Genomic DNA, 25,114 nt, shown 5'->3' with positions numbered 1-25,114 from the left:
CTTCGCGAGTTCTATACGGTTGGCGCGTCGAAGCGGATTGCATGGAGGAACGATCCTTCGGCCTTCAGCCAGCGGCGCGCCTCCGGGGTTCTCGGGCACAGCTTTTCGCACAGCGCCCAGAAACGCGGCCCGTGGTTCATTTCGCTGAGATGGGCCACTTCATGGGCGGCCAGATAATCCACGACAAACAGCGGCGCCATCGCGATCCGCCAGGAGAAATTGAGATTGCCGGCCGACGAACACGAACCCCAGCGCGATTTGGTGTCCTTGAAGCTGATCGCCGAAAAGCGCTTGCCGCTCGCCTCCGCGTGGTATCGCACGCGTTCCGTGATCTCGCGCTTGGCCTCCTTCTTCAGATAATCACTGGCGCGCCGGCCGATACTGGCGGCGGGACCGGAGACCAGAAGAATGGGCGCGCCGTTCTCGACACGGGCCTCGGTCAATCCGCGCAGATTGCCGCTGTGGCGGATAGTGTGGGCGACGCCGAACACCGGCAGCGACGCGCCGTCGCCAATGGCTGTTTCGCGGCCCTCGAACCGTCCGATCCGGTCGATCAGCCAGTCATGATGACGGCGCAGAAACCCTTCAACCTGATGGCGCGCAAGCCCCGGCGGCACGGTCAGGCTCACCGCATGCCCGCCCGGCTCGATCTTCAACGTCATCCGCCGCGCGCGCGCATTGGTCCTGACGTTGAGCGGCAGCACCCTTCCGCCGATGTCGATTGTCCTGGCGTTCATTCCGTGTCTCTTCGGCCCCGATGGCCTTCCTATACCGGGTTCCGGCCCCGACAGGCCACAAAAAAAGGCACCGCCCGGGGGATATGGGCGATGCCGAACGGGTGGCTGCCGCGCCTCACGGCGCGGCGCATTGCGTCAGTCCTGCGATGTTCCGCCGGAATTGCCGTTGTTGCGCTCGCGCATGAAACGGTCGAATTCCTCGCGGTCGCGGGCCTTTCTCAGCTCGTCGGTGTAGCGATCGAATTCGGCGCGCATCTCGTCGAGCTTGCGGCGCTCTGCCTCGATCCGCTCCATTTCGCTGCGGCGCCATTCATCGAAGGCGGCATTGCCGGTGGAGGCCATCGGCTCGGCGGCCTGGCGCATGTTGCGCTTGCAGGAGCCGAAGGCGCGTTCGGCGGAACGCTTCCACTCGCCGCGCGACATGTTCAGACGATCGCCCCAGATAATATAGGCAAGCATCACCAGTCCAAGCGGCCAGAACACGACAAAACCGATCACCATCAGGGCGATCGTAAGTGGCGTCCACGCCGGACGCAGTAACGCAGTCTCGTTCATCTCGGTTCTTCCTCGTTTCGTCTCGGCGATCGACCGCCGATATTTCCGATATGGAAATGGCGGCATGCCGCTTCAAGATATATTCGACAGGAATCGAACGATTTTGCGGAAAACGGTACGGCTTCTGGAAGGTTTAGCCAGATACCGGAAGCGGGCCCGAGAGCCGATCCGATCGCCCGTCAGCGCGGCGCGCGTTTGGCGAGGATGCGCTGCAGGGTGCGGCGGTGCATGTTGAGGCGGCGGGCGGTTTCGGAGACATTGCGGTCGCACATCTCGTAGACCCGCTGGATATGCTCCCAGCGCACCCGGTCCGCCGACATCGGGTTTTCGGGCAGGTCGGTCTTTTCGCCGGGCTGCTGGGTCAGCGCATGGACGATATCGTCGGCATCGGCGGGTTTGGCGAGGTAATCGAGCGCGCCGAGCTTCACGGCGGTGACGGCGGTGGCGAGATTGCCGTAGCCGGTCAGCATCACGATCCGGGTATCGGCCCGCGCCTCCCGGATGGCGGCGACCACGTCGAGCCCGCTGCCGTCCTCGAGCCTCAGATCGACGACGGCGAAGGCCGGCGGCCGCGCCTTGGTAAGCGCGATCCCTTCGGCAACCGAGCCTGCGGTTTCGATATCGAAGCCGCGCGTTTCCATGGCGCGCGCCAGCCGGCGCAGGAACGGTGCGTCGTCATCGACAAGCAGAAGGCTGCGGTCGTCGCCGAGGCCGGCGAGTTCGTCATTCGTATCGGGGGTCTGCAATGCGTTCATTTCATTGGGCCTGAAAGTAATGCCTGACCCCTTATGCCTCCGGGGGCGACGGGGGTAAACCCCTTGCGCGTCACAAAACCGTCACCACAACGCCAGCAGGTCAGACCCGCGCCCTCGAAACGGCTTGCGCGCTTCCAATCCGGCACGAACCATTCTAGAGCCGTTCAGGCTTAAATGGAATCCGTTCTGTTTGCCCAAACCGGTCATTCCACGCGAAGAAGTCCGCGCGGCATAGCCATAGCTATGTCGAAGGGCTTCGACAAAGTGGATGGCCGGTTTCGGCAAACCCGCAAGGGCGGCATTCCATGATCTTCTGATCATGGAATGAACACGCCCGCGATTGAGTCGGTTCAGCGCGTCAAGCGCGCTGAACTGGGCGGCATGAATTTGTGCCATTACCGGCGGTGTTCGGCTTGGACATAGCGACGGCTATGCCCTGCGCCAAAGCCCTTGGTCCTGGCGCAAATTCCTTGCCGCAGAACGCTTCCATTTAAGCCTGAACGGCTCTAGACCATGCCCTCATACTTGCGGAGCGGGACCAGAATGAACAATCATGACATCGAAAAGCCGGGCGCGATCCCCGACGCCATCATCGTTATGGGCGTCAGCGGCTCGGGCAAATCCTCGGTCGCGCGGCGTCTGGCCGAGCGCGCGGGCCATGACTTCATCGAGGGCGACGAACTTCACCCCGCCGCCAATGTCGAAAAGATGTCGCGCGGCATTCCGCTTCAGGATGAGGACCGCTGGCCCTGGCTGGCGCTTATCGGCGCGGAGATCGCGAACCACCGGCAGGTGGGTGTCGTGGTCACCTGCTCGGCGCTGAAGAAAACCTATCGCGACCGGCTGCGCCAGACCGCCGGCGGGTCGCTGGCCTTCGTGTTTCTGGACGGCAGCGAGGCCTTGCTGAGCGCGCGCATGGGCCATCGCACCGGCCATTTCATGCCGGTTTCGCTGCTCCAGAGCCAGCTTACGACGCTGGAGCGGCCCGACGGCGAGCCCGGCGTGGTTGTCGTCGACATCGATCAATCGCTGGAGGCGATCGTCGAGGCGGCGCTTGCAGGCCTTGTGACCGCATTCGACTGAGGTGAGCGTTTTCCACCTTGCCTTTCCGGCATGCATCGGCGAACGTCGCTCAGGTGTAAGCGTGGAGAAACGGGATGACGGTGACGGCCAGCGAGCGCAGACGCGCTCTCTTTCTGGGGAGCATGGGCGGCGGGCTCGAATTCTATGACTTCGTGATCTATGCCTCCTTCGCCTCGCAGATCGGCAAGACCTTCTTTCCGGACGAGGCGCCGGCCGCGCGGTTGCTGGCAGCCTTCGCGATCTTCGCCGTCGGCTATCTCGTGCGCCCGCTCGGCGGCATCCTGTTTTCCCATTTTGGCGACAGGCACGGCCGCAAGGCCATGCTCAGGGTCTCGATCGCCGGCATGGCGGGCGCGACATTCCTGATCGCCTTCATGCCCGGCTATGCCAGCTGGGGCATTTCTGCCACCGTGCTGCTCGTGGTGCTGCGCATGGTGCAGGGCCTCTGCCTTGGCGGCGAAATCCCCGGCGCGATGACGCTGATCACCGAAACCATGCCGAAGCGGCGCGGGCTCGCCTGCGGCTTCCTGTTCATGATCATCAATGTCGGCATGCTGGCCGCCCAGGCCGTGCAGTGGGCGATCACCCACCTGATGTCGGAGACCGCCGTGCTCTCCTATGGCTGGCGGATCGGCTTCTTCGTCGGCGGGCTGGTGGCGATCGCGGGCTTCTTCCTGCGCGCGCGGCTTTCCGAAAGCCCGGCCTTCGCGGAGATGGAAGCCCATGCCCACAAGGTGCCGCTCGCCGCGCTGTTCCGCGACAATGGCCGCGCCGTCTGGCTCGGCCTGTTCATCACCGGGCTCGGGGCGGCGACCGTGCCGCTGCTCTATCTCTACATGAACTCCTATCTCACCGATTTCCTCAAATACGATCCCGATCAGGTGGCGACCGCCGTTCTCGTCGGCATCGTGCTGTTTTCGCTGCCGATGCCGGTGGCCGGCCTGATCTCGGATTTCGTCGGCATCAAGGTTCCAGCCTTCATCGCCTCGTTGATCCTGGCGGTGGCGGCGATCCCGGCCTATGTCTGGATGCATCAGGGCGTTTCGGAACTGCTGCCGGCGATGATCGTGATCTCGCTGATCGCGGCCTTCGCCTGGGGCGTCGGGCCGGTGCTGCTGACGGCGATCTTCCCGACGGATGTGCGCTATACCGGCGTTGCCTTCGTCTATAATATCGGCTTTGCGATCGTCGGCGGGCTGACGCCGCTGACGGCGACCTTCATCATCCAGCAGACCGGGTTCATGCTGGCGCCCGGCTTCCTGCTGGCGCTGTTCGCGGGGCTTGCGACGGTGGCGATCTTCCTGTCCAACGTTCTGCCTTCCGGCAAAACCGGCCGCGACTGAACGGGCTCCGGGCAACCGCCAGGGACGGGTAGCAAGGGAAGCTGTAAGATCGTCAATTCCGCTTGCACGGAATGCACGGTCGGGTTTGCGCTCGTGCCGGAGTTTGGGTATGAATTCAGTATCGCGATTTTCCCGCAGATGTCCCCTGGAGGCCCTCCCTTGCCGATCTCAAAAATTCTTGTCGCCAATCGTTCCGAAATCGCCATTCGCGTTTTTCGCGCTGCAAACGAACTGGATATCAAGACAGTTGCAATCTGGGCGGAAGAAGACAAGCTGGCGCTTCACCGCTTCAAGGCGGATGAGAGCTATCAGGTCGGCCGCGGGCCGCATCTCGACCACGACATGGGTCCGATCGAAAGCTATCTGTCGATCGAGGAGGTGATCCGCGTTGCCAAGCTTTCCGGCGCCGACGCGATCCATCCGGGCTACGGCCTGCTCTCCGAAAGCCCCGAATTCGTCGATGCCTGCGAGGCCGCGGGCCTGACCTTCATCGGCCCCAAGGCCGAGACCATGCGCCGGCTCGGCAACAAGGTCGCCGCGCGCAATCTCGCCATCGAAGTCGGCGTGCCGGTCGTGCCGGCCACCGCGCCGCTGCCCGACGACATGGAAGAAGTGGCGCGGATGGCCGAGGAAGTCGGTTATCCGGTGATGCTCAAGGCCTCCTGGGGCGGCGGCGGACGCGGCATGCGCGTGATCCGCGCCAAGGAAGACCTTGCCCGCGAGGTGACGGAGGCCAAGCGCGAGGCCAAGGCCGCCTTCGGCAAGGACGAGGTCTATCTCGAAAAGCTGGTGGAGCGCGCCCGCCACGTCGAAAGCCAGATCCTCGGCGATACCCATGGCAACGTCGTGCATCTGTTCGAGCGCGACTGCTCGATCCAGCGCCGCAACCAGAAGGTCGTCGAGCGCGCGCCGGCGCCCTATCTCTCCGAAGAACAGCGCAAGGAGCTCGCAGAATATTCGCTGAAGATCGGCCGGGCGACCAATTACATCGGCGCCGGCACGATCGAATATCTGATGGATGCCGATACCGGCAAGTTCTACTTCATCGAGGTCAATCCGCGCATCCAGGTCGAGCACACCGTGACCGAGGTCGTCACCGGCATCGACATCGTCAAGGCGCAGATCCACATCCTCGACGGCCATCCGATCGGCGACGAGGCCGCCTCCGGTGTTCCGCCGCAGGAGGAGATCAAGCTGCGCGGCCACGCGCTGCAGTGCCGGATCACCACCGAGGACCCGGAGCATAATTTCATTCCCGATTACGGCCGCATCACCGCCTATCGCGGCGCGACCGGTTTCGGCATCCGGCTCGATGGCGGCACGGCCTATTCCGGCGCTGTGATCACCCGCTATTACGATCCGCTTCTGGAAAAGGTCACCGCCTGGGCGCCGACGCCGCAGGAGGCCGCGCGCCGCATGGACCGGGCGCTCAGGGAATTCCGCATCCGCGGGGTTGCCACCAACCTCACCTTCCTCGAAGCGATCATCACCCATCCGCAATTTATGGATTACAGCTACACCACGCGTTTCATCGACGAGACGCCGGAGCTGTTCGACCAGGTCAAGCGTGCCGACCGCGCCACCAAGCTTCTGACCTATCTCGCCGACGTCACCGTCAACGGCCATCCGGAAGCCAAGGGCCGGCCGAAGCCCGCCGATGACATCGCCAAGCCGGTGGTGCCCTATATCGAGGGCGATCCGATGCCGGGCACCAAGCAGCTTCTCGACGAGATGGGGCCGGAGAAATTCGCCAAGTGGATGCGCCACGAAAAGCGCGTCCTGATGACCGACACCACCATGCGCGACGGCCACCAGTCGCTGCTCGCCACCCGCATGCGCACCCACGATATTGCGTCGATCGCCGGGACCTATGCCCGTGCTTTGCCGGAACTGCTGTCGCTGGAATGCTGGGGCGGTGCGACCTTCGACGTGTCGATGCGGTTCCTGACCGAAGACCCGTGGGAGCGGCTGGCGCTGGTGCGCGAGGCAGCACCAAATCTGCTGTTGCAGATGCTGCTGAGGGGCGCCAATGGCGTCGGCTACACCAATTATCCCGACAATGTGGTGAAATATTTCGTCCGCCAGGCGGCTAAGGGCGGCATAGACCTGTTCCGCGTGTTCGACTGCCTGAACTGGGTGGAAAACATGCGCGTGTCGATGGATGCGGTGGCCGAGGAAGGCAAGCTCTGCGAGGCGGCGATCTGCTACACCGGCGACATCATGAACGCCAGGCGGCCGCAATATGACCTGAAATACTACACCAATCTGGCGAAGGAACTGGAAGCGGCCGGCGCCCATATCATCGCGGTCAAGGACATGGCCGGGCTTCTGAAGCCGGCGGCGGCGAAGTTGCTGTTCACGGCGCTGCGCGACGCCACCGAACTGCCGATCCACTTCCACACCCACGACACCTCCGGCATTTCGGCGGCCACCGTGCTTTCAGCCATCGATGCCGGCGTCGATGCGGTCGATGCCGCGATGGACGCGTTTTCCGGCAATACCTCGCAGCCCTGCCTTGGCTCGATCGTCGAGGCGCTGAAGGGTCATGAGCGCGATCCGGGGCTCGACACCGGCCATATCCGCCGCATCTCGTTCTACTGGGAGGCGGTGCGTCACCAGTACGCCGCGTTTGAAAGCGACCTCAAGGGGCCGGCCTCGGAAGTTTATCTGCACGAGATGCCGGGCGGCCAGTTCACCAACCTCAAGGAGCAGGCGCGCTCGCTCGGTCTTGAGGCCCGCTGGCACGAGGTGGCCCAGGCCTATGCCGACGCCAACCAGATGTTCGGCGATATCGTCAAGGTGACGCCGTCCTCCAAGGTGGTCGGCGATATGGCGCTGATGATGGTGAGCCAGGATCTCACAGTTCCCGATGTCGAGGACCCGAAGAAGGACATCTCCTTCCCGGAATCGGTTATCTCCATGCTGAAGGGCGATCTCGGTCAGCCGCCGGCCGGCTGGCCGGAAGGCCTGCAGAAGAAGGCTCTAAAGAACGAAAAGCCCTATACCGTGCGGCCGGGCTCGCTGCTGGAGGACGCCGATCTCGAGGCGCTGCGCAAGGAGGCAGAAGAAAAGGTCGGCCGCGAGATCGACGATTTCGAGCTTGCCTCCTACCTGATGTATCCCAAGGTGTTCGTCGATTACGCCATGGCGAGCGAAACCTATGGCCCGGTCTCGGTTCTGCCGACGCCCGCCTATTTCTACGGTCTCGAAGAAGGGGACGAGCTGTTCGCCGATCTGGAGCGCGGCAAGACGCTGGTGATCCAGAACCAGGCGATCACCAGCGCCGACGAAAAGGGCATGGTCACCGTGTTCTTCGAACTGAACGGCGCGCCGCGTTCGATCAAGGTGCCGGACCGCGCTCATGGCGCGGGCGCGGGCGTCAACCAGAAGGTCGATCCGACCAATGCCAACCAGGTCGGCGCGCCGATGCCGGGCGTCATCTCCACCGTCGGCGTCTCCGCCGGCCAGCAGGTCTCCGTCGGCGACGTTCTGGTCTCGATCGAGGCCATGAAAATGGAAACCGCGCTCCACGCCGACCGCGACGGCGTGATCAAGGAAGTCCACGTCAAGGCCGGCGACCAGATCGACGCCAAGGATTTGCTGGTGGTCTACGAGGGGTGATAAAACCGTCTTCAGGTTGACTGGCGCGGGATTCCGTTCATCTGCCTGGAACCTCGGCGTGTTGGCAAATCCGCCTTTCTTTCCTGTGTCATCCTCGGGCTTGACCCGAGGATCCAGGCCGGACCGCACGGTCTCGAAAATAACCATTCTGATCAATGGCTTGTGCGGCATGGACGCTCGGGTCAAGCCCGAGCATGACCCCTCTGGGCGGAAGCATCCGATCAGAACCTCTGAAATTCGCGGCTTGGTCAGCAGCCCGAGATCCCGGTCACTCGGCCGGGATTTTTTTGCTTGCGGGTGCTGCGGTGCGGCTGGTGGAACGGCCGATCCAGAGGCTGGCAAGGACCAGAACGGCGCCGGCGACCTGTAACGGCGACAGCGCCTGTCCGAGGAATATCCAGCCGAGCAGAACGGCGCTGAGCGGGCTCAGGAAGCCGAGCAGCGCCGCCGGTCCCGGTCCGATCCTGGCGATTCCCCGAAACCAGAAGAAATAGGTCAGCGCCGCGCCGATCAGGCCCAGCCAGACGAGGCCCGCCACGGCCCTGGCGTCCGGCATCGGAAAGCCCGGCTCGATGGCAAGCGCCAGCGGCAGCAGCACAAGACCGCCCGTGGTCAATTGCCAGGCGGTCAGCGTCAGCGGCGCGACAGGGAACTGCCACCGACGGGTAAGCACGGTGCCGAGCGCCATCGACAGCGCGCCGCCGAATGCGGCGGCAATGCCGATCGGATCGAGCGTGATCGTCGATGACAGAAGCAGCATGGCCACGCCGACAAGCCCGCCGAGCGCGGCGACAACGGCCAGCGGTCGGATCGGCGCGCCGATGAGACCCCGCGCCAGGAACAGCACGATCAGCGGCTGCGTCGCGCCGAGCGTCGCGGCCACCCCGCCCGGCAGGCGGTAGGCGGCCACGAACAGCAGGCCCCAGAACAGGGTGAAATTCAAAAACCCGAGGATGAAGAGCTTCGGCAGCCATTCGGGCTTCGGCCATTGCCGGACAAGCAAGAGCAGGATGAGACCCGCCGGCAGGGCGCGCAGCAGGCTGACGGTAAGCGGATATCCGTCCGGCAGCAACTGGGTGGTGACGATATAGGTCGTGCCCCAGATGGCCGGCGCCAGCGCGGTCAGCAGGAAATCGGATGGTTTGGGCATACACGCCTCCATTTATCTCGACGTCAAACTATCTGGAATTAACTTGACGTCAAGATATTTTTCCGACAGGCTTTGGCCATGGATCATGTCGACAGTATTCTGGCCGAGTGGCAGGCCGAGCGCCCGGACCTCGACGCCATGCCCATGGGCGTCATGGGCCGGCTGAAGCGGCTGCAGGTGCATCTCGCGCGCAACCTGGAAACGGTTTTCGCCCACTACGGGCTGAATGCCGCCAGCTTCGACGTGCTGGCAACGCTCAGGCGTTCCGGCCCACCCTATGCCCTTTCGCCCTCGGCATTGATGGACCGGACGATGGTGACCTCGGGCACCATGACCAACCGCCTCGACCGGCTGGAAGCCGCCGGCTTCATCGCCCGCCGCCGCAACCCGGAAGACGGGCGCGGCTTCTCCGTGGCGCTCACCGACAAGGGCTTCTCGCTGATCGACGAGGCCGTGACCGCCCATGTCGAAAACCAGCAGAAGCTGATTGCCGCGCTCGACCCGGCCGAGCGCGCGGCGCTCGACACCCTCCTGGCCCGGTGGCTGGCGGCATTCGAGTAGGGCTCTTTGATTTCGGGGAAAATCGCACTCTCTTCGTTTCTCCTTGCGCGCACGTTTAATCCATATTATGCACGTTTCTGCACGATTTGGATTGACCCATGAACGATTATCTCATTCGCGAGCGGCAGGATATCATCCTCGGACGCCTCAAGGCATCGGGGCGGGTGCTGGCCGCCGATCTGGCGGCTGAATTCAAGGTTTCGGAAGACACGATCCGGCGCGATCTGCGCGATCTCGCCGCCCGTGGCCTGTGCGAGCGGGTCTATGGCGGGGCCCTTCCTGTGGCACCGGCCCGCGGAACGCTTGGCCACCGCAAGAGCCGCGATGCCGGCGAGAAGGAGATGCTTGGGCGGATGCTGGCCGCCCAGATCGAAGACGGCATGACGGTGTTTTTCGACGCCTCCAGCACCAATATCGCCGCCGCCCGCGCGCTCCCCGAGGATCGCGTGGTAACGGTCGTCACCAATGCGCCGGCGATCGCGACCGTCTTCGATGGGCGCGAAAGCCAGACGGTGATCATGATCGGCGGCATGATCCACCCCGAGGTCGGTGGCGCGATCGGAGCCAAGGCAATCGCCGAGCTTGAGCGCTTCCACTTCGATCTCTGCCTGATCGGCGCCTGCGGCCTCGATATCGAGGCGGGGCTGACCTGCTTTCACTATGACGACGCGCTGTTCAAGCGCGAGATCGCGCTCCATGCGCGCCGGGTGATCACCGCGGTGACCGCCGACAAGCTTGAAACCCGCGCGCCCTGCAGCGTGATCGCGCTGGAAGCGCTGGATGGCCTTGTCACAAGCCCGGGCCTGAAGCCCGAAAGCCGCGCCGCGCTGCTGCAGGCCGGCGTGAACCTGATTGAAACGACACACGGAACAGCCGCCAGATGACCATGTCCACCATCGCGCCGCGCCCGCGCTACATGTCGAAGCCGCGGCTTGCGACCTCGCTGCTGTTCCTGATGAACGGCTTCGTGATGGGTTCCTGGGCGCCGAAAATTCCGGTCTTTGCCGACCGTCTCGGCCTGTCCGAAAGCGAACTCGGTCTGATGATCCTGACCTTCGGCATCGGCTCGATCCTGGCGATGCCGTTCACCGGGGTGCTGATCGCGAAACTCGGTTCCGCCCAGACCGTCAAGATCGCGGCGGTGATCTTCACGCCGACTTTGCTGCTGCTGACGTTGGTCGGCACCATCCCGCTATCCGTGCTTGCGCTGTTCATCTTCGGTGGGCTGATGGCGGCGATGGATGTGGCGATGAACGGCAACGCCGTGGCGGTGGAAAAGGCCGAGGGCCGGGCGATCATGTCGTCCTGCCATGCGTTTTGGAGCCTGGGCGGGTTGCTGGGCGCAGGCCTTGGCGGTCTGTTGCTCTCGGTCATCGGCCCGCTCGGCCACGCGCTGGCCGTCACCGTCATCGCGATCCTCCTGCTTGCGATCGCCTTTCCGAAGATTCTGGGCGACGCCCCGGAGGAGAGCGTCAGGCGGCAGAAGGTTCGCCTGCCGCGGTCGCCGCTGCCCTGGCTGATCGGCATCATGGCGCTGTTTTCGATGATCCCGGAAGGCGCGGTGCTGGACTGGAGCGCAGTCTATCTGCGCGACGAACTCGGCATCACCCTGTTCGCCTCCGGTTTCGGCTATGCCGCGTTCCAGCTCACCATGACGATCATGCGCTTTGCCGGCGACCATGTGCGCGATCGCTTCGGCGCGGTCAACACGGTGCGCTTCTGTTCCGCCGCCTCGGTTGCCGGCCTGCTCTGCGCGGGGCTTGCGCCCAACATGGCGGTGGTCATCATCGGTTTTGCGATCACGGGGGCGGGGATTTCCAACCTTGTGCCGGTGGCGTTTTCGGCGGCGGGCAATTTGCCGGGGCTGCAGCCCGGCATCGGCCTTTCGGTCACCACAATGCTCGGCTATTCCGGCATTCTGGCAGCGCCGTCGCTGATCGGCTTCATCGCCGAGCATATCGGCTTCGCGCCGATCTTCACCGGCCTGTCATTGCTGCATGTCATCGTGTTCTTCATGGCGCCCTTGGCGCGCTATGCCGAGCGCGAGCGCGAGAGTTGACAAGCGCGCGGCATTGTACCACCTGAAGGGCAATGGAATATCCGGAGAAGACCATGTCGCTCGCCCGTCCGAATTACGACCCGCTGCCGCGCCGCGCTTCCGTGGCCGTCGATGTCGGCGGCGTGATCGTCGGCGGCGGCGCGCCGGTGGTGGTCCAGTCGATGACCAATACCGACACCGCCGATATCGACGCGACGGTGGCCCAGGTCGCCGCCCTCTCCAAGGCCGGGTCCGAACTGGTGCGCATCACCGTTGACCGTGACGAGGCGGCGGCCGCCGTGCCGAAGATCCGCGACCGGCTGGAACATCTCGGCCTCGACGTGCCGCTCGTCGGCGATTTTCACTATATCGGCCACAAGCTGCTGGCCGATCACCCGGCCTGCGCCGAGGCGCTGGCCAAATACCGCATCAATCCCGGCAATGTCGGCTTCAAGGACAAGCGCGACAAGCAGTTCGCCGATATCATCGAGATGGCGATCCGCTACGACAAGCCGGTCCGGATCGGCGTTAACTGGGGCTCGCTCGACCAGGAACTGCTGACCCGGCTGATGGACGAGAATGCCGACGCCGGCTCGCCGCTTTCGGCGCGCGACGTCACCCGCGAGGCGATCGTCCAGTCGGCGCTGCTGTCCGCCGAGCTTGCCGAGGAGATCGGCCTGCCGAGGAACCGCATCATCCTCTCGGCCAAGGTCAGCCAGGTGCAGGACCTGATCGCGGTTTATTCGATGATTGCCGAACGCTCGGACCACGCCCTTCATCTCGGCCTCACCGAGGCCGGCATGGGCACCAAGGGCATCGTCGCGTCTTCCGCCTCCATGGGCTATGTGCTGCAGCACGGCATCGGCGACACCATCCGCGTGTCGCTGACGCCGGAGCCCGGCGGTGACCGCACCCGCGAGGTGCAGGTAGCGCAGGAACTGCTGCAGGTCATGGGCTTCCGCCAGTTCGTGCCGGTGGTCGCCGCCTGTCCCGGCTGCGGCCGCACCACCTCGACCGTATTCCAGGAACTCGCCTCCAAGATCCAGTCGGATCTGCGCAAGAACATGCCGGTCTGGCGCGAGAAATATCCAGGTGTCGAGGCGCTCAACGTCGCGGTGATGGGCTGCATCGTCAACGGTCCGGGCGAAAGCAAGCATGCCGATATCGGCATCTCGCTGCCGGGCACCGGCGAGACCCCCGCCGCCCCCGTCTTCGTGGACGGCAAGAAGGCGAAGACGCTGCGCGGCCCCAACATCGCCGCCGATTTCGAGGCGATGGTCGCCGATTATATCGAGCAGCGCTTCGGCGCGGGCAAGCAGGCGGCTGAATAGCGAGGTTATCTGCGGGCCTTAAAATACGCGTCTTGGCCTGGCCGCACAGCCCGCAAACCTTCTCGCCCCAGAGGGGAGAGATGTCGCGACAGCGACAGTGAGGGGGGAGTCTGTCACCGCGAACGCCCTCACGACATGAAATGCTGCGCCACCCTCACTGCCCCTTTCGGGGCATCTCTCCCGCCAGCGGGAGAGAGTATTGGGTGCAAGCCCCAAGGCCATTGATTTCTCTCAAGGGCAGATGGTGGGCGGCGAGGTTCTGTCTACGGAATCACCTTCCTCCCACTCGTCTCCCGCACCATCAGCGTCACCGGCGACAGATGCCGTTCCGGCGGGCGCTCGCCGGTTTCCAGCCAGGCGAGCATGGTGGCAGCCGCATCGCGGCCGAAGGCGCCGATATCACAATGGACGGAGGAGAGTTTGGGAAAGGCGAGGGCGCATTCCTCGATGTCGTCGAAGCCGATCAGCGCGATATCGCGGCCGACGGCGATGCCGGCTTCGGCAAAGCCCGCCATCATGCCGAGCGCCACCAGATCGTTGAAGCAGAGCACGGCATCGATGCCCTGACGGTCGGCGGAAAGCCTCAGCGCGGCCTCGCGGCCGAAGGCGCGGGTCGGGCGGCCAAGGAGGGTTATGGGCTGGCGATCGCCGAGAACGGCGCGGTAGCCCGCCATGCGCTCCTGCGTTACCGCCCGGTCCGGCAGGCCGCCGACGAAGGCGATCTTCTGCGCGCCGCTCTCGACGAGATGGCGCGCCGCCTCGAGGCTTCCGGCCTCGTAATCGAGCGAGGCGAAGGGAAAGCGGGCGGTATCGGCAGATGCCATGCGCAGCACCTGCAGCGCCGGCAGTCCGGCGCGGCCGATCCGCTCGAACACCGCGCCCTCATCGCCATAGGCCGGCGAAATGATCAGCGCGGACACGCCGTGTTCCACCATGGAGGCGATCACCTGCGCCTGGATGTCGATATCCTCGTCGGTATTGGCGATCACGGTGGCGAAGCCATGCTCGGCGAAGGTCATCTGGGCGCTCGCCGCGAACTCGGCGAAGAACGGGTTGCGCAGGTCGTTGATGACGAGGCCGATCAGCCCGGCCTCCGCCCCGCGCAGGTTGGCGGCGGTGCGGTTATAGACATAGTTCAGCGCCTGCATCGATTCCTCGACGCGGGTCCGGGTTGCCTTCTTCACCAGCGGCGAATTCTGCAGCACGAGCGATACCGTCGATTTGGACACACCCGCATGATGGGCCACATCGATGATCGTCGGTCGTTTCGCCACTTCCTGTTCCCTTTGTCGCAATCGGCTTCCGTCCCGCCACAAGTAATCTCTCCCCTTGAGGGAGAGATGCCCCGACAGGGGCAGAGAGGGGTGAACCCTCTCCGAGAGCACAGCGCTTGCTGCTTATGCCCTTTACCCCTCTCTGTCGCTTTCGCGACATCTCCCCCTCAAGGGGGGAGATTGGTGGCGGCAAGGCTTCCCGAAAGGAAAGGCCATGAAAGACGGTAGCCATTGACTGGCTTTAGCCCGTCATGACGCCTTTCCGTATTCTCCGCAAGCCCTCACAACCCATGCTCGCGCGCAATCATGTCGGCGGCCTTTTCGCCGATCATGATGGCGGCGGCGTTGGTGTTGGAGGAAATCAGAGTCGGCATGATCGAGGCATCGGCGACGCGCAGGCCGTTGATGCCGTTGAATTTCAGCTCGGGATCGACCACGGCGCGCTCGTCCGCGCCCATGCGGCAGGTGCCGGCGGGGTGGTGGTCGGTCTTGGCGTGGCGGCAGGCATAGGCGAAATAATCGTCATCCGTCTTCACCGCCGGCCCCGGCAGCATCTCGCGCTTGATGAACGGTTTCAGCGCGTCCTGATGCATGATCTCCTGCGCCAGCTTCAGCCCGCGGATCGACATGTCCCGGTCATGGGGATCGGCCCAGTAATTCGGGTCGATCAGCGGCGCATCGGCGGGATTGGCCGATTTCAGCCGCACCGAACCGCGCGAGCGGGGGCGGAGATAGGCGGAATTCAGCGTGACGCCGGGATTGATCATCTTCTCCACGCCCGCCTCGATGCCGGAGCCGAGGCCCAGATGGAACTGGATATCCGGCGAGCGCGCATCCTGTTCCGCATACCAGAAGCCGCCGGTTTCGAACAGGCTGGAGGCGACAGGGCCCTTGCGGGTCAGCACATATTGCAGGCCGGCCACCGCCGACCAGAAGGGGCGGGCATATTTATCGTAGGTGAAATCGCCGGCGCATTCGAGAATGGTGAAGAGATCAAGATGATCCTGCAGGTTCTCGCCAACCTCCGGATGGTTGAAGACCGTCTCGATGCCGGCCGCGCGCAGATGAGCGGCCGGACCGATGCCGGAGAGCATCAGCAGACGCGGCGAGCCGATCGCGCCCGATGACAGCAGCACCTCGCGGCCCGCCGTCAGCACCTCGCCGGCGGCGGTTTCCACGCCGGTCGCCCGGCCGTTCTCGATCCGGATGCGGCGGGTCTCGACGCCGGTGCGGATGGTGAGGTTTGCGCGATGGCGCGCCGGGCCGAGATAGGCCTTGGAGGCGGAGGAGCGTCGCGCATGCTTCTGGGTCAACTGATAATAGCCGACGCCGTCCTGCTTCTCGCCGGTCATGTCCGGGTTGAAGGGTATGCCGAGTTCGCCGGCCGCGCGGAAATAGGCTTCGCAGATCGGCAGCGGCGCCGAAGGCTTCGAAACGCCAAGGGGCCCGCCCTTGCCGTGATAGTCGTTGTCGTAGGTGTCGTTGTCCTCGGCCTTCTTGAAGAACGGCAGCACATCGTCATAGCCCCAGCCTGTGCAGCCCATTTGCCGCCATTCGTCGTAATCGAGCCGGTTGCCGCGGGTATAGATCTGGGCGTTGATGGTCGAGCCGCCGCCGATCACCTTGGCCTGGGTGAAGCGGATCGACATGTCGTTCATATGCCGCTGCGGCACGGTGTGCCAGCCCCAGCTGCCGATGCCCTTGGTCATCTTGGCGAATCCGGCCGGCAGCGTATAAAACGGATGCCGGTCCCCGCCGCCCGCTTCCAGCAGCAGAACCTTAACCTCCGGGTTCTCGGAAAGCCTTGCTGCGAGCACGCACCCGGCCGAACCGCCGCCAACAATGATGAAATCATAGACCATGCAATGATCCTCCCGAGGGCGATCTAGCACATGTTTAGGAACGTTCCAAATAAATTCCGCGCGCAGGCGGGGATGATCGATGGCTCTCGAACTGCCGTGAATAACGCACCTGCGCACCCAACTGGACGGCTCTTGCAAAATCACATTAAAAGATAACATATTATCTTCACAATGATTGATTATGAGAGATCGCGATGTTAGTCACCGCTCATGAGATGCGAGGGGCCGTCCGTTGAAGCTTGATGACCGCCGTCGGGATATTGTTGATCTGCTGGTCGAGGAAGGCACGGTTTCGCTTGACGATCTGGCGGCGCGCTTCGCCGTTTCGAAGATGACGATCCACCGCGATCTGGACGATCTCGAAGCCGAGGGCCTGCTGCGCAAGGTGCGCGGCGGGGCGACGATCGAGGCGAGCGGCCAGTTCGAAAGCGATTATCGCTACCGCGCGAAGATGGCGCCGGCGCTGAAAAGCGCGATCGCGCGGCGCGCCGCCGATTTCATCGAGCCGGGCATGAGCGTGATGGTCGATGACGGCTCGACGTCGGAAGCGGTGATCCCGTTCCTGATCGAGAAACGACCGTTGACGGTGATCACCAACAATCTTTCGATCATCAATGGGCTTTCGGGGCAGGGCGGCATTAGCCTGATCGCGCTTGGCGGCGATTTTTCAAAGAAATTCAACGGCTTCTTCGGCGTGATCACAACCGCCACGCTTGCCGACCTGCGCGCCGATATCGCGCTGATCACCAGTTCCTCGATCCACGGCCGCATCGCCTGCCACCAGGATCAGGAGGTGCTGCAGGTCAAGCGCGCGATGATGGCAGTCGCGCAGAAATCCTATCTGATGGCCGACCACAACAAGTTCGGCCGCACCGCCCTGCACCGGCTGGCGGACCTCGATGCTTTCGCCGGCGTGGTGACCAGCCGCGCCCTGCCGCAAGAACAGGCCGCGGAGCTCACAAGCCAGGGCATAGAATTGTATTTCGCAGAGGAAGAGTGAGCGATGGCACGGTTTGACCGGTTCTTTGTCGGAACCAGCTGGAAGATGAACAAGACACTGTCCGAGGCCGTCGCCTATGCCGATGCGCTCGCCGTCGCCAAGGCCGACGACCGCATCCAGCGCTTCGTCATTCCGCCCTTCACCGCCATCCGCGAGGTCAAGGCGCGGCTTTCGGATGCCGATGTTCTGGTCGGCGCGCAGAACATGCACTGGAACGATCACGGCGCGTGGACCGGCGAGATCTCCCCGGTGATGCTTGCCGATTGCGGCATGGATATCGTCGAGCTCGGCCATTCGGAACGGCGCGCCAATTTCGGCGAGACCGACGAGACTGTCGGGCTGAAGACCGAGGCGGCCGTGCGCCACGGCATGATCCCGCTGATCTGCATCGGCGAGACCGAGGCGGAAAAGGATGCCGGCCGGGCCGATGATGTGCTGCATGCCCAGGTCGAAGCCGCGCTTTCGCGGCTTGACGATCAGCAGAAACAGGCCGAGATCATCTTCGCCTATGAGCCGGTCTGGGCGATCGGTGAGCGCGGACATCCGGCCACGCCCGATTATGCCGAAGCGCGGCAGGCCAAGATCATCGACACCACGCGGCTTGTGACCGGCCGCGAACTGCCGTGCCTTTACGGCGGCAGCGTCAACCCCGGAAACTGCGCCGAAATGATCGCCTGCGACCATGTCGACGGGCTGTTCATCGGCCGTTCTGCCTGGCATGTCGAGGGCTATCTCGACATTCTGGAGCGGGTCGCGAAGGTCATCTGAACCAATATTCTCTCGAAAGGAAAATACCATGAAAATTGCAGTCGCAGGAGACAGCGCAGGCGCGCCGCTCGCCAAGGTCATCGCCGAGCATCTGGCCGGCCGCGAAGGGTTCACCGTTTCCGAACTCAGCACCCCGCCCGACAATGGCAACGAATATTACGCCAACCTGTCCGACCGGGTCACCGCCGGCATTCTGGACGGCACCTATGACCGGGCGATCCTCTGCTGCGGCACGGGTATCGGCGTCGCGATCTCGGCCAACAAGGTCCCCGGCATCCGCGCCGCCCAGACCCACGACACCTATTCGGCGGAACGTGCAGCACTCTCCAACAACGCCCAGGTCATCACCATGGGCGCGCGCGTGATCGGAACCGAACTCGCCAAGTCGATCGCCGACGCCTATCTGGCCTGCGAGTTCGACCCCAACGGCCGCTCCGCCGGCAATGTCCAAGCGATCAACGATCTGGACGCGAAGTATAACGCGAAGGGCTGATCTCCAGCGGGCGACGCGCCCCTGACGGCGCAGCGATTCGCACAGTCCTTGCGGCGTGCTCCCAATATTCTCTCCCGCTTGCGGGAGAGATACCCCCGAAAGGGGGAGTGAGCGACTGTCTTTCTGGTCAAGCGTTTTGTTCGCGCCATGGATGATTGTCCCGGAGGATTGCGTTGAGGATGGTGATGAGTTTTCGTGCGACTGCGATGATGGCCACGAGTTTAGGTTTTCCATGAGCGACCAGACGATCCCTGAACGCCCTGAGGCTTGGATTGTGATGCGCTGCAACGAGGGCTCCCATGTAGAGCGCCGTTCTGACGCCGGCGCGTCCTCCGCCGATGAAGCTCCTTCCGCGCCATTGGCCGGACTGACGCGTCCATGGAGCCAGACCGACGAGAGCGGCGATCTGACGTCGGTCGAGCGTACCGAGTTCCGGCAGTTCGGCGATCAGGGTGCGGGCGATCTGGTCACCGATACCGGGGACAGACTTCATGAGCTCGACCTTGGCCCGCCAATGGGGCGATCGGCGAATGCTGTCGTCAATGTCCTGATCGATGTCGGTGAGTTCCTTCTGCAGCGCCTTGAGGAGCCGGTTGATGCTCTTGGCCGTGCGCTGAGACGATCGCTTCAGGCGTTGGTTTTCCGCGCCGATCATGGCGATGATCTGCCGCCGGCGAGCGACGAGATCACCCAGGGCCTGGGTTTCGGCGTCCGGCAGCGGCCGCAGGGCGGGCCTTGTGGCCTCGGCGAAACGGGCGATCACGGCTGCATCGATCGGATCGGTCTTGGCCCTCTTGCCGAGCGCCTGGGCAAAGGCCCGCACCTGCGCCGGATTGACGATGACAACCGGCAGTCCGGCCGAAGCCAGCGCCGCCGCGACCACGGTTTCGAAGCCGCCGGTGGCCTCAATGGCGATCCGTGCGGCCCCGAGCGGCTTCAGCCGCGCGATCAGGTCCTCCAGCCCGTCATGATCGCGCGGGACATGAAAAGGGGCCATCGAAGACGTGTTGGCGGCGACATCCAGACGATCCCTGGAGACGTCGATACCGATGTTAAGAGCGTCCATCCGATCCCATCCTTGCTTAAGCGGGCTTCGCTTCGAGCGGCCCAAGCGACTGTTCGGGTTCGATGGAACGGCGGACGAGGACCCTTGCTCACTCACGGGCTTGGTGTCCCTCAGGGTGACCGGTCTCCCGTCCGCCACCGCAACCTGCTCTATACCACAAGCAGCGGATTCGAAGTTACAAGGGTGAAGCAGCTTTTCAGTCCGCGAGGGCGATCGCGAGGATGGTCTCCCCCCTCACTGTCGCTTTCGCGACATCTTGTAACTTGAATTCGGCTGCGTGTGATATTGTTTCACCCGCGGTGGCGGATGGAAAGCCGAACGGCATCCGGGACACCAAGCCCGTGGGAGAGCGAGGGGTTCCATCCGCCGTTCCATCGAACCCGAACAGTCGCCAGGGCCGCTTGCGCAAGCAAAGTCCGTTTAAGCAAGGATGGGTGAAGATGGATATCGTCGTTGGGATCGATGTTTCGAAAGATCGTCTGGATGTGGCCGTGGCGCCGTCCGGCCTGGCGTTTGCGGTTGTCAATACACAAGCCGGGATCGATGAGCTGGTAGCACGCCTGCAGTCGGTCAAGGCCGACGTCGTCGCGCTGGAAGCGACGGGCGGTTTCGAGACGCCTGCCGTGGCGGGGCTGTCCTCGGCGGGATTGTCCGTCATCGTGGTCAATGCGGCCCAGGTTCGCGCCTATGCCCACGCGATCGGCCGCAAAGCCAAGACGGACCCGATTGACGCGGCCTTGATCGCCGCCTTCGTGATGGCCACCAGGCCCACGCTTCGGCCGCTCAAGGATGCGGAGACCCAAGCGCTGTCGGCTCTGGTGGCGCGTCGCCGGCAGATCGTGCAAATGATCGTGGCCGAGGAAAACCGGGCACGCATGGCGTTGGCCAAGGAGACGCAGAAGAGTATCAGGCGCCTGCTGAGTGCGCTGCGGCACGAGCTGGAAAGCCTGGACGCCGATCTCGACGATCACATCCGCAAGTCGCCGCTGTGGCGGGTGCGCGAAAGCCTGCTGACCTCGGTGCCGGGGGTGGGGGCGGCAACAGCCCGTACGCTCCTGGCCGAGATGCCCGAACTCGGTCGTCTCGACCGGCGGCAGATCGCCTCGCTTGCCGGCCTTGCGCCCTGGACACGACAATCGGGTTCTTGGAAAGGCAAGAGCTTCACCGGCGGCGGCAGGGGCAAGGTGCGCTCGGCCCTCTTCATGGCAGCGCTCGTGGCCAGCCGTCACAACCCCGTTCTCAAGGCCTTCCGTGAACGCCTCGTCGCCGCCGGAAAGCCCAAGATCGTCGCCATCGTGGCAACCATGCGAAAACTGCTCACCATCCTGAACGCCATAATCCGGGATCAAAAACCATGGAAAAGCGCTTGACGGCCAAGACAGTCGCTCTCCCCTCCGGGGCGAGAGGATTGGGGGGCTATGCGACAGCCCTTGTCATGGACTGCCATCTTTGGCTGCGCCGTCTTCGGGTTGCCAAAGCGCGACTACAGCCGCACCCGGTTTACCGTGTGCAGATGCTCTTCCACCGCCGCGATTTCGGCCGCGCGGGTTTCCGCGCTCCAGCCGAGCACATCTCCGGTCACTTCCGCAATCCGCTCGATATCGCTCTTGTGCAGCCGTCCGGTGATGGCGAGCGTGGTGCGGCGCATCACGATATCGGCGAGGTGGGTGACGAATTCGTTGCGGGTGATCCAGTCGATTTCCGCCACCGAATATTCGCTGGCCTGCGGCAGGCGCTCCTGATTGCCGAAGCTCGCCTCATAGGCGGCGATTGCGCGCGCCGTGGTGCCGTAGCGGGTCAGTAGTTCGTCGATCCGGGCTTCGGCAAGGCCGGTTGTTTGCGCCGCGTCGGCAATCCATGCCCGCCGCGCCGCCGCGTCGGTCGGGAAATCCCTGCCGCCGCCGATCGGGCTTTTCTCGGTGGAGATGCGCCGGTCGCGGCCGAGCCGTTGGAGAATTGTATCGGCGACCTCTTCGGCAAAGCCCCGGAACGTCGTCCATTTTCCGCCGATCAGGGGGATGATCGCGAAACGCCGCGCCTCGTCGGCCTCCAGAACCGGGGCGGAATGGTCGCGACTGATCAGGCCCGGAATATCGGCATCGGAGGCCGGCAGCGGGCGGATGCCGCTATAGGCGTAGACGATCTGCTCCTCGCCGATTTCGAGGCCGGGCAGCAGCGCCTTGAGGCTGTTGATGAAATAGGCGATCTCGTCATCCTCGCAGCGCACGTCGTCGGGGTTGTCGGCGGGAATATCGGTGGAGCCGGCCAGGGCGAGGCCGAGATATTCGTAGACCAGACAGATGCGGCCGTCATCGGCCTCGAAATAGATCATCCGGCCTGCAAGCCGCTTCACCAGTTCATCATTGCGCAGCAGCACATGGGAGCCCTTGGTGCCGCCGATCAGCTTGGTCTGAAAGCCGAGCATGGCGTTGACGTGATCGATCCAGGGGCCGGCGGCGTTGACCACCAGGCCGGGTTTGACGGAGAGGGTTTCGCCAGCCTCGGTTTCGAAGACGATCCGGTCGGCATCGGCCGCGCGAATGGTCGTGGCGTTGAGCGCCGACGAGCTCGGATTGGCGGCGAGCCCGTCGCGGATCATTTCCATGACGAGGCGTTCGGGCTGGGTGATGCGGGCATCATAATAGGTGCCGGCGGCGACGATCGTATCCGTCAGCCCCGGCATGTCGGACAGCGCCCGGCGTCTGCCGACGAGCTTGTGGCGCGGCATCACCCGGTGGCGCGCGCCGTAGAAATCGTAGAGCCAGAGCCCGATCTTCACCAGGATTGCCCCACGGCTGCGCGGCGCGCTGGTGGAGCCGAACAGCGTGCGAAGTGCGGCCCAGATACCCTTGGTCCAGGAAAAGATCGGGATCATGGTCGGCAGCGGCTCGACGCAATGGGGCGCATTGCGCAACAGCAGATTGCGCTCCAGCGTCGACTGGGCGACGAGGCCGAACTCGCCGGTCTCAAGATATTTCAGCCCGCCATGGATCAGCCGCGAGGGGGCGGCGCTGGTGCCGGCGCCGAAATCGGCCTTCTCGGTGATCAGGCAGTTGACGCCCTGCAGCGAGAGGTCGCGGAACAGGCCGGCGCCGTTGACGCCTGCGCCGATGATCACCACGTCGAAAGCGGCAGGCGTATCTTCACTACTCATCGGGATGAACCCTTCACGATCTGGAGATTGACCCCTGCCGCGCTAAGCCGCGCGGCTTCAGCCGGATCGAGGCTGTCGGTCACGATCACGGTATCGAAATCGGTGAGATCGCCGAATACGTTGAGGGCGACTTTGCCGAACTTGGTGTGGTCGGCAAGCAGGATGGATTTGCTGGCGGAGGCGACCATGGTCTGCTTGACGCGCGCGACCTGCTGATCCTGAATGAAGGCGGTCGTGCCCTCGATCGCGGAGGCCGAACAGATCAGCAGATCGGCCCGCAAGGCCTCGATCGCGCGCAGGCAGATGTGATCGATATAAGCGTTATAGGTGCGGTGATACTGGCCGCCAAGGCAGATGAAATCGACGACATCGGCATCGACAAGCGCGTTGGCGACCGCCACGCTGTTCGAGATCACGGTCAGCGGATCGATCTCGTTCAGAAACGGCGCGATCGCGCCGACGGTGGTGGAATCATCCAGAAAGATCACCTGGCCGGGCTCGATATGGGCGAGCGCGGCTTTCGCCAGCGCCTGTTTCTCAGTGGTGGCGACGGTGGCGCGGTAGCGGTGGAGGCTTTCATAGATGCCGGAGGGCTGGGCGGTCACCGCGCCGTGCAGCTTGCGCAGCACGCCCTTGGCGGCAAGCTGGTCGATATGGCGGTGGATCGTCATGCGCGACACGCCGAAATGCTCGACCAGCTTGTCGATACGCACCTGGCCGTGGGCGATGACGTAGTCCGCGATTTCCTCGCGTCGGCTGTCTGCCGTGGTCATTGTCCGTTCTCCCTGTCGCCAAGCGCTTCGAGCTTCGCCCAGTGTGGCTTGAGCGCTTCCGATATATCCCGGTAGACGGCGAAGCGGCGGTCATAGGCCGCAGCCCTTTCGGCATCCGGCCGGAATGTCCGGCTGATGGCATCGAGATCGCGGGGGTCGTCGGTCGGGCTGTTGTAAAGGCCGACGGCCGCACCCGCGCAAAGGGCGGCCCCCCATGCGGCGGCCTCCTCGGTCGCGGTCACGGTGACCGGGTGGTTGAGAATATCGGCGAACATCTGCGCAAAGGCGGGATTGCGCGAAATGCCGCCGGTGAGCCGCACCTGCTCATACGGAAACCCGTCTTCCAGCGCGTCGACATGTTCGCGATGGTTGAAGGCAATGCCTTCCAGCACCGCCTTCAGCATGTCGCCGCTATTGTGCCAGCCGTGCAGGCCTACGAAGGAGCCGCTGCTTGCGCCCCCGTGCGGCGAGCCGAACAGATAGGGGTGGAACAGCACGCTGGAGGGGCGCGCGATCGCGGCCTCGATGTCGCCGGCAAGCGCCTCATGGATCGGCGGTCCGCCGGCAGCGGCCTTGTCGTGCTCGCCCTGGCAGAGCGTGTCGAGGAACCAGTCGTAATTGGCGGCCGAGGCCGGCGAAATCGACATCGCGTTCCACTGGCCGGGTTCGATGGCGTTGCGGCAGAACCAGCGCGGATCGGTGAGCGGCCTGTCCGAGACGATTTCGTTGATCGAATAGGTCCCGGCGACGACGCCCATGACGCCGCTTTTATGCGCGCCGATGCCGAGCGCGGAGGCCGTTACGTCATGCAGGCCGGCGGCCACCGGCGTTCCGGCGACAAGGCCGGTCGCGCGGGCGGCATCATCGTCGACATGGCCGATGATTGCGGCGGAATGTGCGCTCGGCGCAAGCCTGTCGAAAATCCGCTCCAGCCCGTAGAGTTCGGCCGCAGCGGGCGAATAGTCCTGGGTGTTCACGTCGGTGAAGGAGGTGCTGGCCTCGGTGCGGTCGGTGCCGACATGGCCGGTCAGGCAGAAGGTCAGCCAGTCCTTGCAGCCGAGCACCGCGCCGATCCGGGCATAGCGTTCCGGCTGATGGCGCCTGATCCAGGCGAGCAGCGCCGATGGGGCGGAGAGATGTGGCCTCTGTCCGGCCAGCGCCAGCGCCTTGTCGGCAGTACCGTCCTTCTTCCAGTCAGCGATGATGTCGCCGGCGCGGCTGTCGAGCGAGAGAATGCCGGGGCCGAGCGGCTGGTTGTCCTCGCCGAGCAGATAAAGCCCGTCGCCATGGGCGGTTGCGGCAATGGCGGCGATATCGGAAGCAGGGCGGCCGCTCCTGGAGATTGCCTCGGCAATCGCCTCGGCGGTGGCGCGCCAGAGCCCGTCCATGTCGCGCTCGACAAAGCGCGGCGCGGGAATCGATTGCGGCACGCGGCGTCTTGCGACGGACAACACCGTGCCGTCCATGTCGAATAGCACCGCCTTGGTGACCGTCAGACCGTTATCAATTCCTAGAAGGCTCGGCATGTCGCGCTCCGATGACCGTATCGG

General features: G+C 64.1%; 22 protein-coding genes. 11 read left to right on the top strand and 11 right to left on the bottom strand.

From position 1 onward, the window contains the following. Positions 1 to 11: 11 nt before the first annotated feature. The 4 genes from Mame_RS03545 to Mame_RS26510 all read right to left on the bottom strand — a co-directional run bounded on the left by Mame_RS03545 (position 12) and on the right by Mame_RS26510 (position 2,443). Positions 12 to 737 carry a M48 family metallopeptidase gene (locus Mame_RS03545; protein WP_018067582.1) on the bottom strand — a complete coding sequence of 242 codons (726 nt, stop codon included), beginning with the start codon at positions 735 to 737 and terminating at the stop codon, positions 12 to 14. A gap of 135 nt (positions 738 to 872) precedes the next feature. Then, a complete protein-coding gene (locus Mame_RS03540; protein ID WP_018067581.1) occupies positions 873 to 1,292 on the bottom strand; it encodes a DUF2852 domain-containing protein in 420 nt (139 codons plus the stop codon). A gap of 179 nt (positions 1,293 to 1,471) precedes the next feature. Then, complete coding sequence (locus Mame_RS03535; protein ID WP_051085188.1) at positions 1,472 to 2,047, bottom strand: ActR/PrrA/RegA family redox response regulator transcription factor; 576 nt, start codon at positions 2,045 to 2,047, stop codon at positions 1,472 to 1,474. An 81-nt stretch (positions 2,048 to 2,128) separates the two neighbouring features. Continuing rightward, on the bottom strand, positions 2,129 to 2,443 hold the full coding sequence (locus Mame_RS26510; protein WP_155122018.1) for a hypothetical protein: 315 nt from the start codon (positions 2,441 to 2,443) through the stop codon (positions 2,129 to 2,131). Positions 2,444 to 2,590: 147 nt separating this feature from the next. Here Mame_RS26510 and Mame_RS03530 point away from each other — a divergent pair, with 147 nt between their 5' ends. The 3 genes from Mame_RS03530 to pyc all read left to right on the top strand — a co-directional run bounded on the left by Mame_RS03530 (position 2,591) and on the right by pyc (position 8,094). Then, positions 2,591 to 3,130, top strand: coding sequence for a gluconokinase (locus Mame_RS03530; protein WP_018067728.1), 540 nt, complete (start codon positions 2,591 to 2,593; stop codon positions 3,128 to 3,130). Positions 3,131 to 3,204: 74 nt separating this feature from the next. Further along, on the top strand, positions 3,205 to 4,473 hold the full coding sequence (locus tag Mame_RS03525; protein WP_018067727.1) for an MFS transporter: 1,269 nt from the start codon (positions 3,205 to 3,207) through the stop codon (positions 4,471 to 4,473). A gap of 159 nt (positions 4,474 to 4,632) precedes the next feature. Next, positions 4,633 to 8,094, top strand: coding sequence for a pyruvate carboxylase (gene pyc / locus Mame_RS03520; protein ID WP_018067726.1), 3,462 nt, complete (start codon positions 4,633 to 4,635; stop codon positions 8,092 to 8,094). Positions 8,095 to 8,362: 268 nt separating this feature from the next. Here the strand turns inward: pyc and Mame_RS03515 are convergent, their stop codons facing one another. After that, entirely contained in the window at positions 8,363 to 9,244 is an 882-nt protein-coding gene (locus Mame_RS03515) for an EamA family transporter (RefSeq protein ID WP_018067725.1), read from the bottom strand. A gap of 78 nt (positions 9,245 to 9,322) precedes the next feature. On the opposite strand from Mame_RS03515, the gene Mame_RS03510 reads away from it, so the two are divergent. The 4 genes from Mame_RS03510 to ispG all read left to right on the top strand — a co-directional run bounded on the left by Mame_RS03510 (position 9,323) and on the right by ispG (position 13,174). Then, positions 9,323 to 9,805 (top strand): MarR family winged helix-turn-helix transcriptional regulator, encoded by a 483-nt coding sequence (locus Mame_RS03510; protein WP_018067724.1) that lies wholly within the window; start codon positions 9,323 to 9,325, stop codon positions 9,803 to 9,805. 98 nt (positions 9,806 to 9,903) lie between these two features. After that, a complete protein-coding gene (locus Mame_RS03505) occupies positions 9,904 to 10,689 on the top strand; it encodes a DeoR/GlpR family DNA-binding transcription regulator (protein WP_018067723.1) in 786 nt (261 codons plus the stop codon). Then, positions 10,686 to 11,864, top strand: a complete 1,179-nt coding sequence (locus Mame_RS03500; RefSeq protein ID WP_018067722.1) for an MFS transporter — start codon at positions 10,686 to 10,688, stop codon at positions 11,862 to 11,864. The genes Mame_RS03505 and Mame_RS03500 overlap by 4 nt, the downstream gene beginning before the upstream one ends. 53 nt (positions 11,865 to 11,917) lie before the next feature. After that, positions 11,918 to 13,174 carry a flavodoxin-dependent (E)-4-hydroxy-3-methylbut-2-enyl-diphosphate synthase gene (gene ispG, locus Mame_RS03495; protein ID WP_026173974.1) on the top strand — a complete coding sequence of 419 codons (1,257 nt, stop codon included), beginning with the start codon at positions 11,918 to 11,920 and terminating at the stop codon, positions 13,172 to 13,174. Between the two features lie 263 nt (positions 13,175 to 13,437). Here ispG and Mame_RS03490 read toward each other — a convergent pair whose 3' ends face one another. Together Mame_RS03490 and Mame_RS03485 are read right to left on the bottom strand one after the other, a co-directional pair. Further along, positions 13,438 to 14,448 (bottom strand): LacI family DNA-binding transcriptional regulator, encoded by a 1,011-nt coding sequence (locus tag Mame_RS03490; protein ID WP_018067720.1) that lies wholly within the window; start codon positions 14,446 to 14,448, stop codon positions 13,438 to 13,440. A 281-nt stretch (positions 14,449 to 14,729) separates the two neighbouring features. After that, the gene (locus Mame_RS03485; RefSeq protein ID WP_018067719.1) at positions 14,730 to 16,310 is read right to left on the bottom strand and encodes a GMC family oxidoreductase; all 1,581 of its coding nucleotides are present in this window, start codon (positions 16,308 to 16,310) and stop codon (positions 14,730 to 14,732) included. A 232-nt stretch (positions 16,311 to 16,542) separates the two neighbouring features. Between Mame_RS03485 and Mame_RS03480 the strand changes: the two genes are divergently transcribed. From Mame_RS03480 to derI, 3 genes are read left to right on the top strand one after another with little or no spacing between them, the layout of a single operon-like run. Continuing rightward, on the top strand, positions 16,543 to 17,310 hold the full coding sequence (locus Mame_RS03480; protein WP_018067718.1) for a DeoR/GlpR family DNA-binding transcription regulator: 768 nt from the start codon (positions 16,543 to 16,545) through the stop codon (positions 17,308 to 17,310). 3 nt (positions 17,311 to 17,313) lie between these two features. Then, positions 17,314 to 18,078 carry a triose-phosphate isomerase gene (locus Mame_RS03475; RefSeq protein ID WP_018067717.1) on the top strand — a complete coding sequence of 255 codons (765 nt, stop codon included), beginning with the start codon at positions 17,314 to 17,316 and terminating at the stop codon, positions 18,076 to 18,078. Positions 18,079 to 18,106: 28 nt separating this feature from the next. Then, the gene (gene derI / locus Mame_RS03470) at positions 18,107 to 18,571 is read left to right on the top strand and encodes a D-erythrulose-4-phosphate isomerase (protein ID WP_018067716.1); all 465 of its coding nucleotides are present in this window, start codon (positions 18,107 to 18,109) and stop codon (positions 18,569 to 18,571) included. Between the two features lie 127 nt (positions 18,572 to 18,698). Here derI and Mame_RS03465 read toward each other — a convergent pair whose 3' ends face one another. Then, positions 18,699 to 19,637, bottom strand: coding sequence for an IS110 family RNA-guided transposase (locus tag Mame_RS03465; RefSeq protein WP_079920685.1), 939 nt, complete (start codon positions 19,635 to 19,637; stop codon positions 18,699 to 18,701). A 440-nt stretch (positions 19,638 to 20,077) separates the two neighbouring features. On the opposite strand from Mame_RS03465, the gene Mame_RS03460 reads away from it, so the two are divergent. Next, complete coding sequence (locus Mame_RS03460) at positions 20,078 to 21,007, top strand: IS110 family RNA-guided transposase (RefSeq protein WP_079920684.1); 930 nt, start codon at positions 20,078 to 20,080, stop codon at positions 21,005 to 21,007. A gap of 113 nt (positions 21,008 to 21,120) precedes the next feature. Here Mame_RS03460 and Mame_RS03455 read toward each other — a convergent pair whose 3' ends face one another. From Mame_RS03455 to Mame_RS03445, 3 genes are read right to left on the bottom strand one after another with little or no spacing between them, the layout of a single operon-like run. Next, positions 21,121 to 22,791 (bottom strand): glycerol-3-phosphate dehydrogenase/oxidase, encoded by a 1,671-nt coding sequence (locus Mame_RS03455; protein ID WP_033410486.1) that lies wholly within the window; start codon positions 22,789 to 22,791, stop codon positions 21,121 to 21,123. Continuing rightward, the gene (locus Mame_RS03450; RefSeq protein ID WP_018065748.1) at positions 22,788 to 23,564 is read right to left on the bottom strand and encodes a DeoR/GlpR family DNA-binding transcription regulator; all 777 of its coding nucleotides are present in this window, start codon (positions 23,562 to 23,564) and stop codon (positions 22,788 to 22,790) included. Before Mame_RS03450 ends, Mame_RS03455 begins: the two co-directional genes overlap by 4 nt. Beyond that, positions 23,561 to 25,090: an FGGY-family carbohydrate kinase gene (locus tag Mame_RS03445; RefSeq protein ID WP_018065747.1), complete on the bottom strand. Its 1,530-nt coding sequence runs from the start codon at positions 25,088 to 25,090 to the stop codon at positions 23,561 to 23,563. The genes Mame_RS03450 and Mame_RS03445 overlap by 4 nt, the downstream gene beginning before the upstream one ends. Positions 25,091 to 25,114: the final 24 nt, after the last annotated feature.

Origin of the sequence: Martelella mediterranea DSM 17316 (assembly GCF_002043005.1) — a bacterium.
GTDB lineage: Bacteria > Pseudomonadota > Alphaproteobacteria > Rhizobiales > Rhizobiaceae > Martelella > Martelella mediterranea.
Note: the sequence above shows the minus strand (reverse complement) of the source record. Positions and strands in the feature narration are given on the sequence as shown.

Coding starts and splice junctions, on each gene's coding strand:
- Mame_RS03545 (WP_018067582.1), bottom strand. CDS start 737: ATGAACGCCAGGACAATCGACATCGGCGGAAGGGTGCTGCCGCTCAAC.
- Mame_RS03540 (WP_018067581.1), bottom strand. CDS start 1,292: ATGAACGAGACTGCGTTACTGCGTCCGGCGTGGACGCCACTTACGATC.
- Mame_RS03535 (WP_051085188.1), bottom strand. CDS start 2,047: ATGAACGCATTGCAGACCCCCGATACGAATGACGAACTCGCCGGCCTC.
- Mame_RS26510 (WP_155122018.1), bottom strand. CDS start 2,443: ATGGCACAAATTCATGCCGCCCAGTTCAGCGCGCTTGACGCGCTGAAC.
- Mame_RS03530 (WP_018067728.1), top strand. CDS start 2,591: ATGAACAATCATGACATCGAAAAGCCGGGCGCGATCCCCGACGCCATC.
- Mame_RS03525 (WP_018067727.1), top strand. CDS start 3,205: ATGACGGTGACGGCCAGCGAGCGCAGACGCGCTCTCTTTCTGGGGAGC.
- Mame_RS03515 (WP_018067725.1), bottom strand. CDS start 9,244: ATGCCCAAACCATCCGATTTCCTGCTGACCGCGCTGGCGCCGGCCATC.
- Mame_RS03510 (WP_018067724.1), top strand. CDS start 9,323: ATGGATCATGTCGACAGTATTCTGGCCGAGTGGCAGGCCGAGCGCCCG.
- Mame_RS03505 (WP_018067723.1), top strand. CDS start 9,904: ATGAACGATTATCTCATTCGCGAGCGGCAGGATATCATCCTCGGACGC.
- Mame_RS03500 (WP_018067722.1), top strand. CDS start 10,686: ATGACCATGTCCACCATCGCGCCGCGCCCGCGCTACATGTCGAAGCCG.
- ispG (WP_026173974.1), top strand. CDS start 11,918: ATGTCGCTCGCCCGTCCGAATTACGACCCGCTGCCGCGCCGCGCTTCC.
- Mame_RS03485 (WP_018067719.1), bottom strand. CDS start 16,310: ATGGTCTATGATTTCATCATTGTTGGCGGCGGTTCGGCCGGGTGCGTG.
- Mame_RS03475 (WP_018067717.1), top strand. CDS start 17,314: ATGGCACGGTTTGACCGGTTCTTTGTCGGAACCAGCTGGAAGATGAAC.
- derI (WP_018067716.1), top strand. CDS start 18,107: ATGAAAATTGCAGTCGCAGGAGACAGCGCAGGCGCGCCGCTCGCCAAG.
- Mame_RS03465 (WP_079920685.1), bottom strand. CDS start 19,637: ATGGACGCTCTTAACATCGGTATCGACGTCTCCAGGGATCGTCTGGAT.
- Mame_RS03460 (WP_079920684.1), top strand. CDS start 20,078: ATGGATATCGTCGTTGGGATCGATGTTTCGAAAGATCGTCTGGATGTG.
- Mame_RS03455 (WP_033410486.1), bottom strand. CDS start 22,791: ATGAGTAGTGAAGATACGCCTGCCGCTTTCGACGTGGTGATCATCGGC.
- Mame_RS03450 (WP_018065748.1), bottom strand. CDS start 23,564: ATGACCACGGCAGACAGCCGACGCGAGGAAATCGCGGACTACGTCATC.
- Mame_RS03445 (WP_018065747.1), bottom strand. CDS start 25,090: ATGCCGAGCCTTCTAGGAATTGATAACGGTCTGACGGTCACCAAGGCG.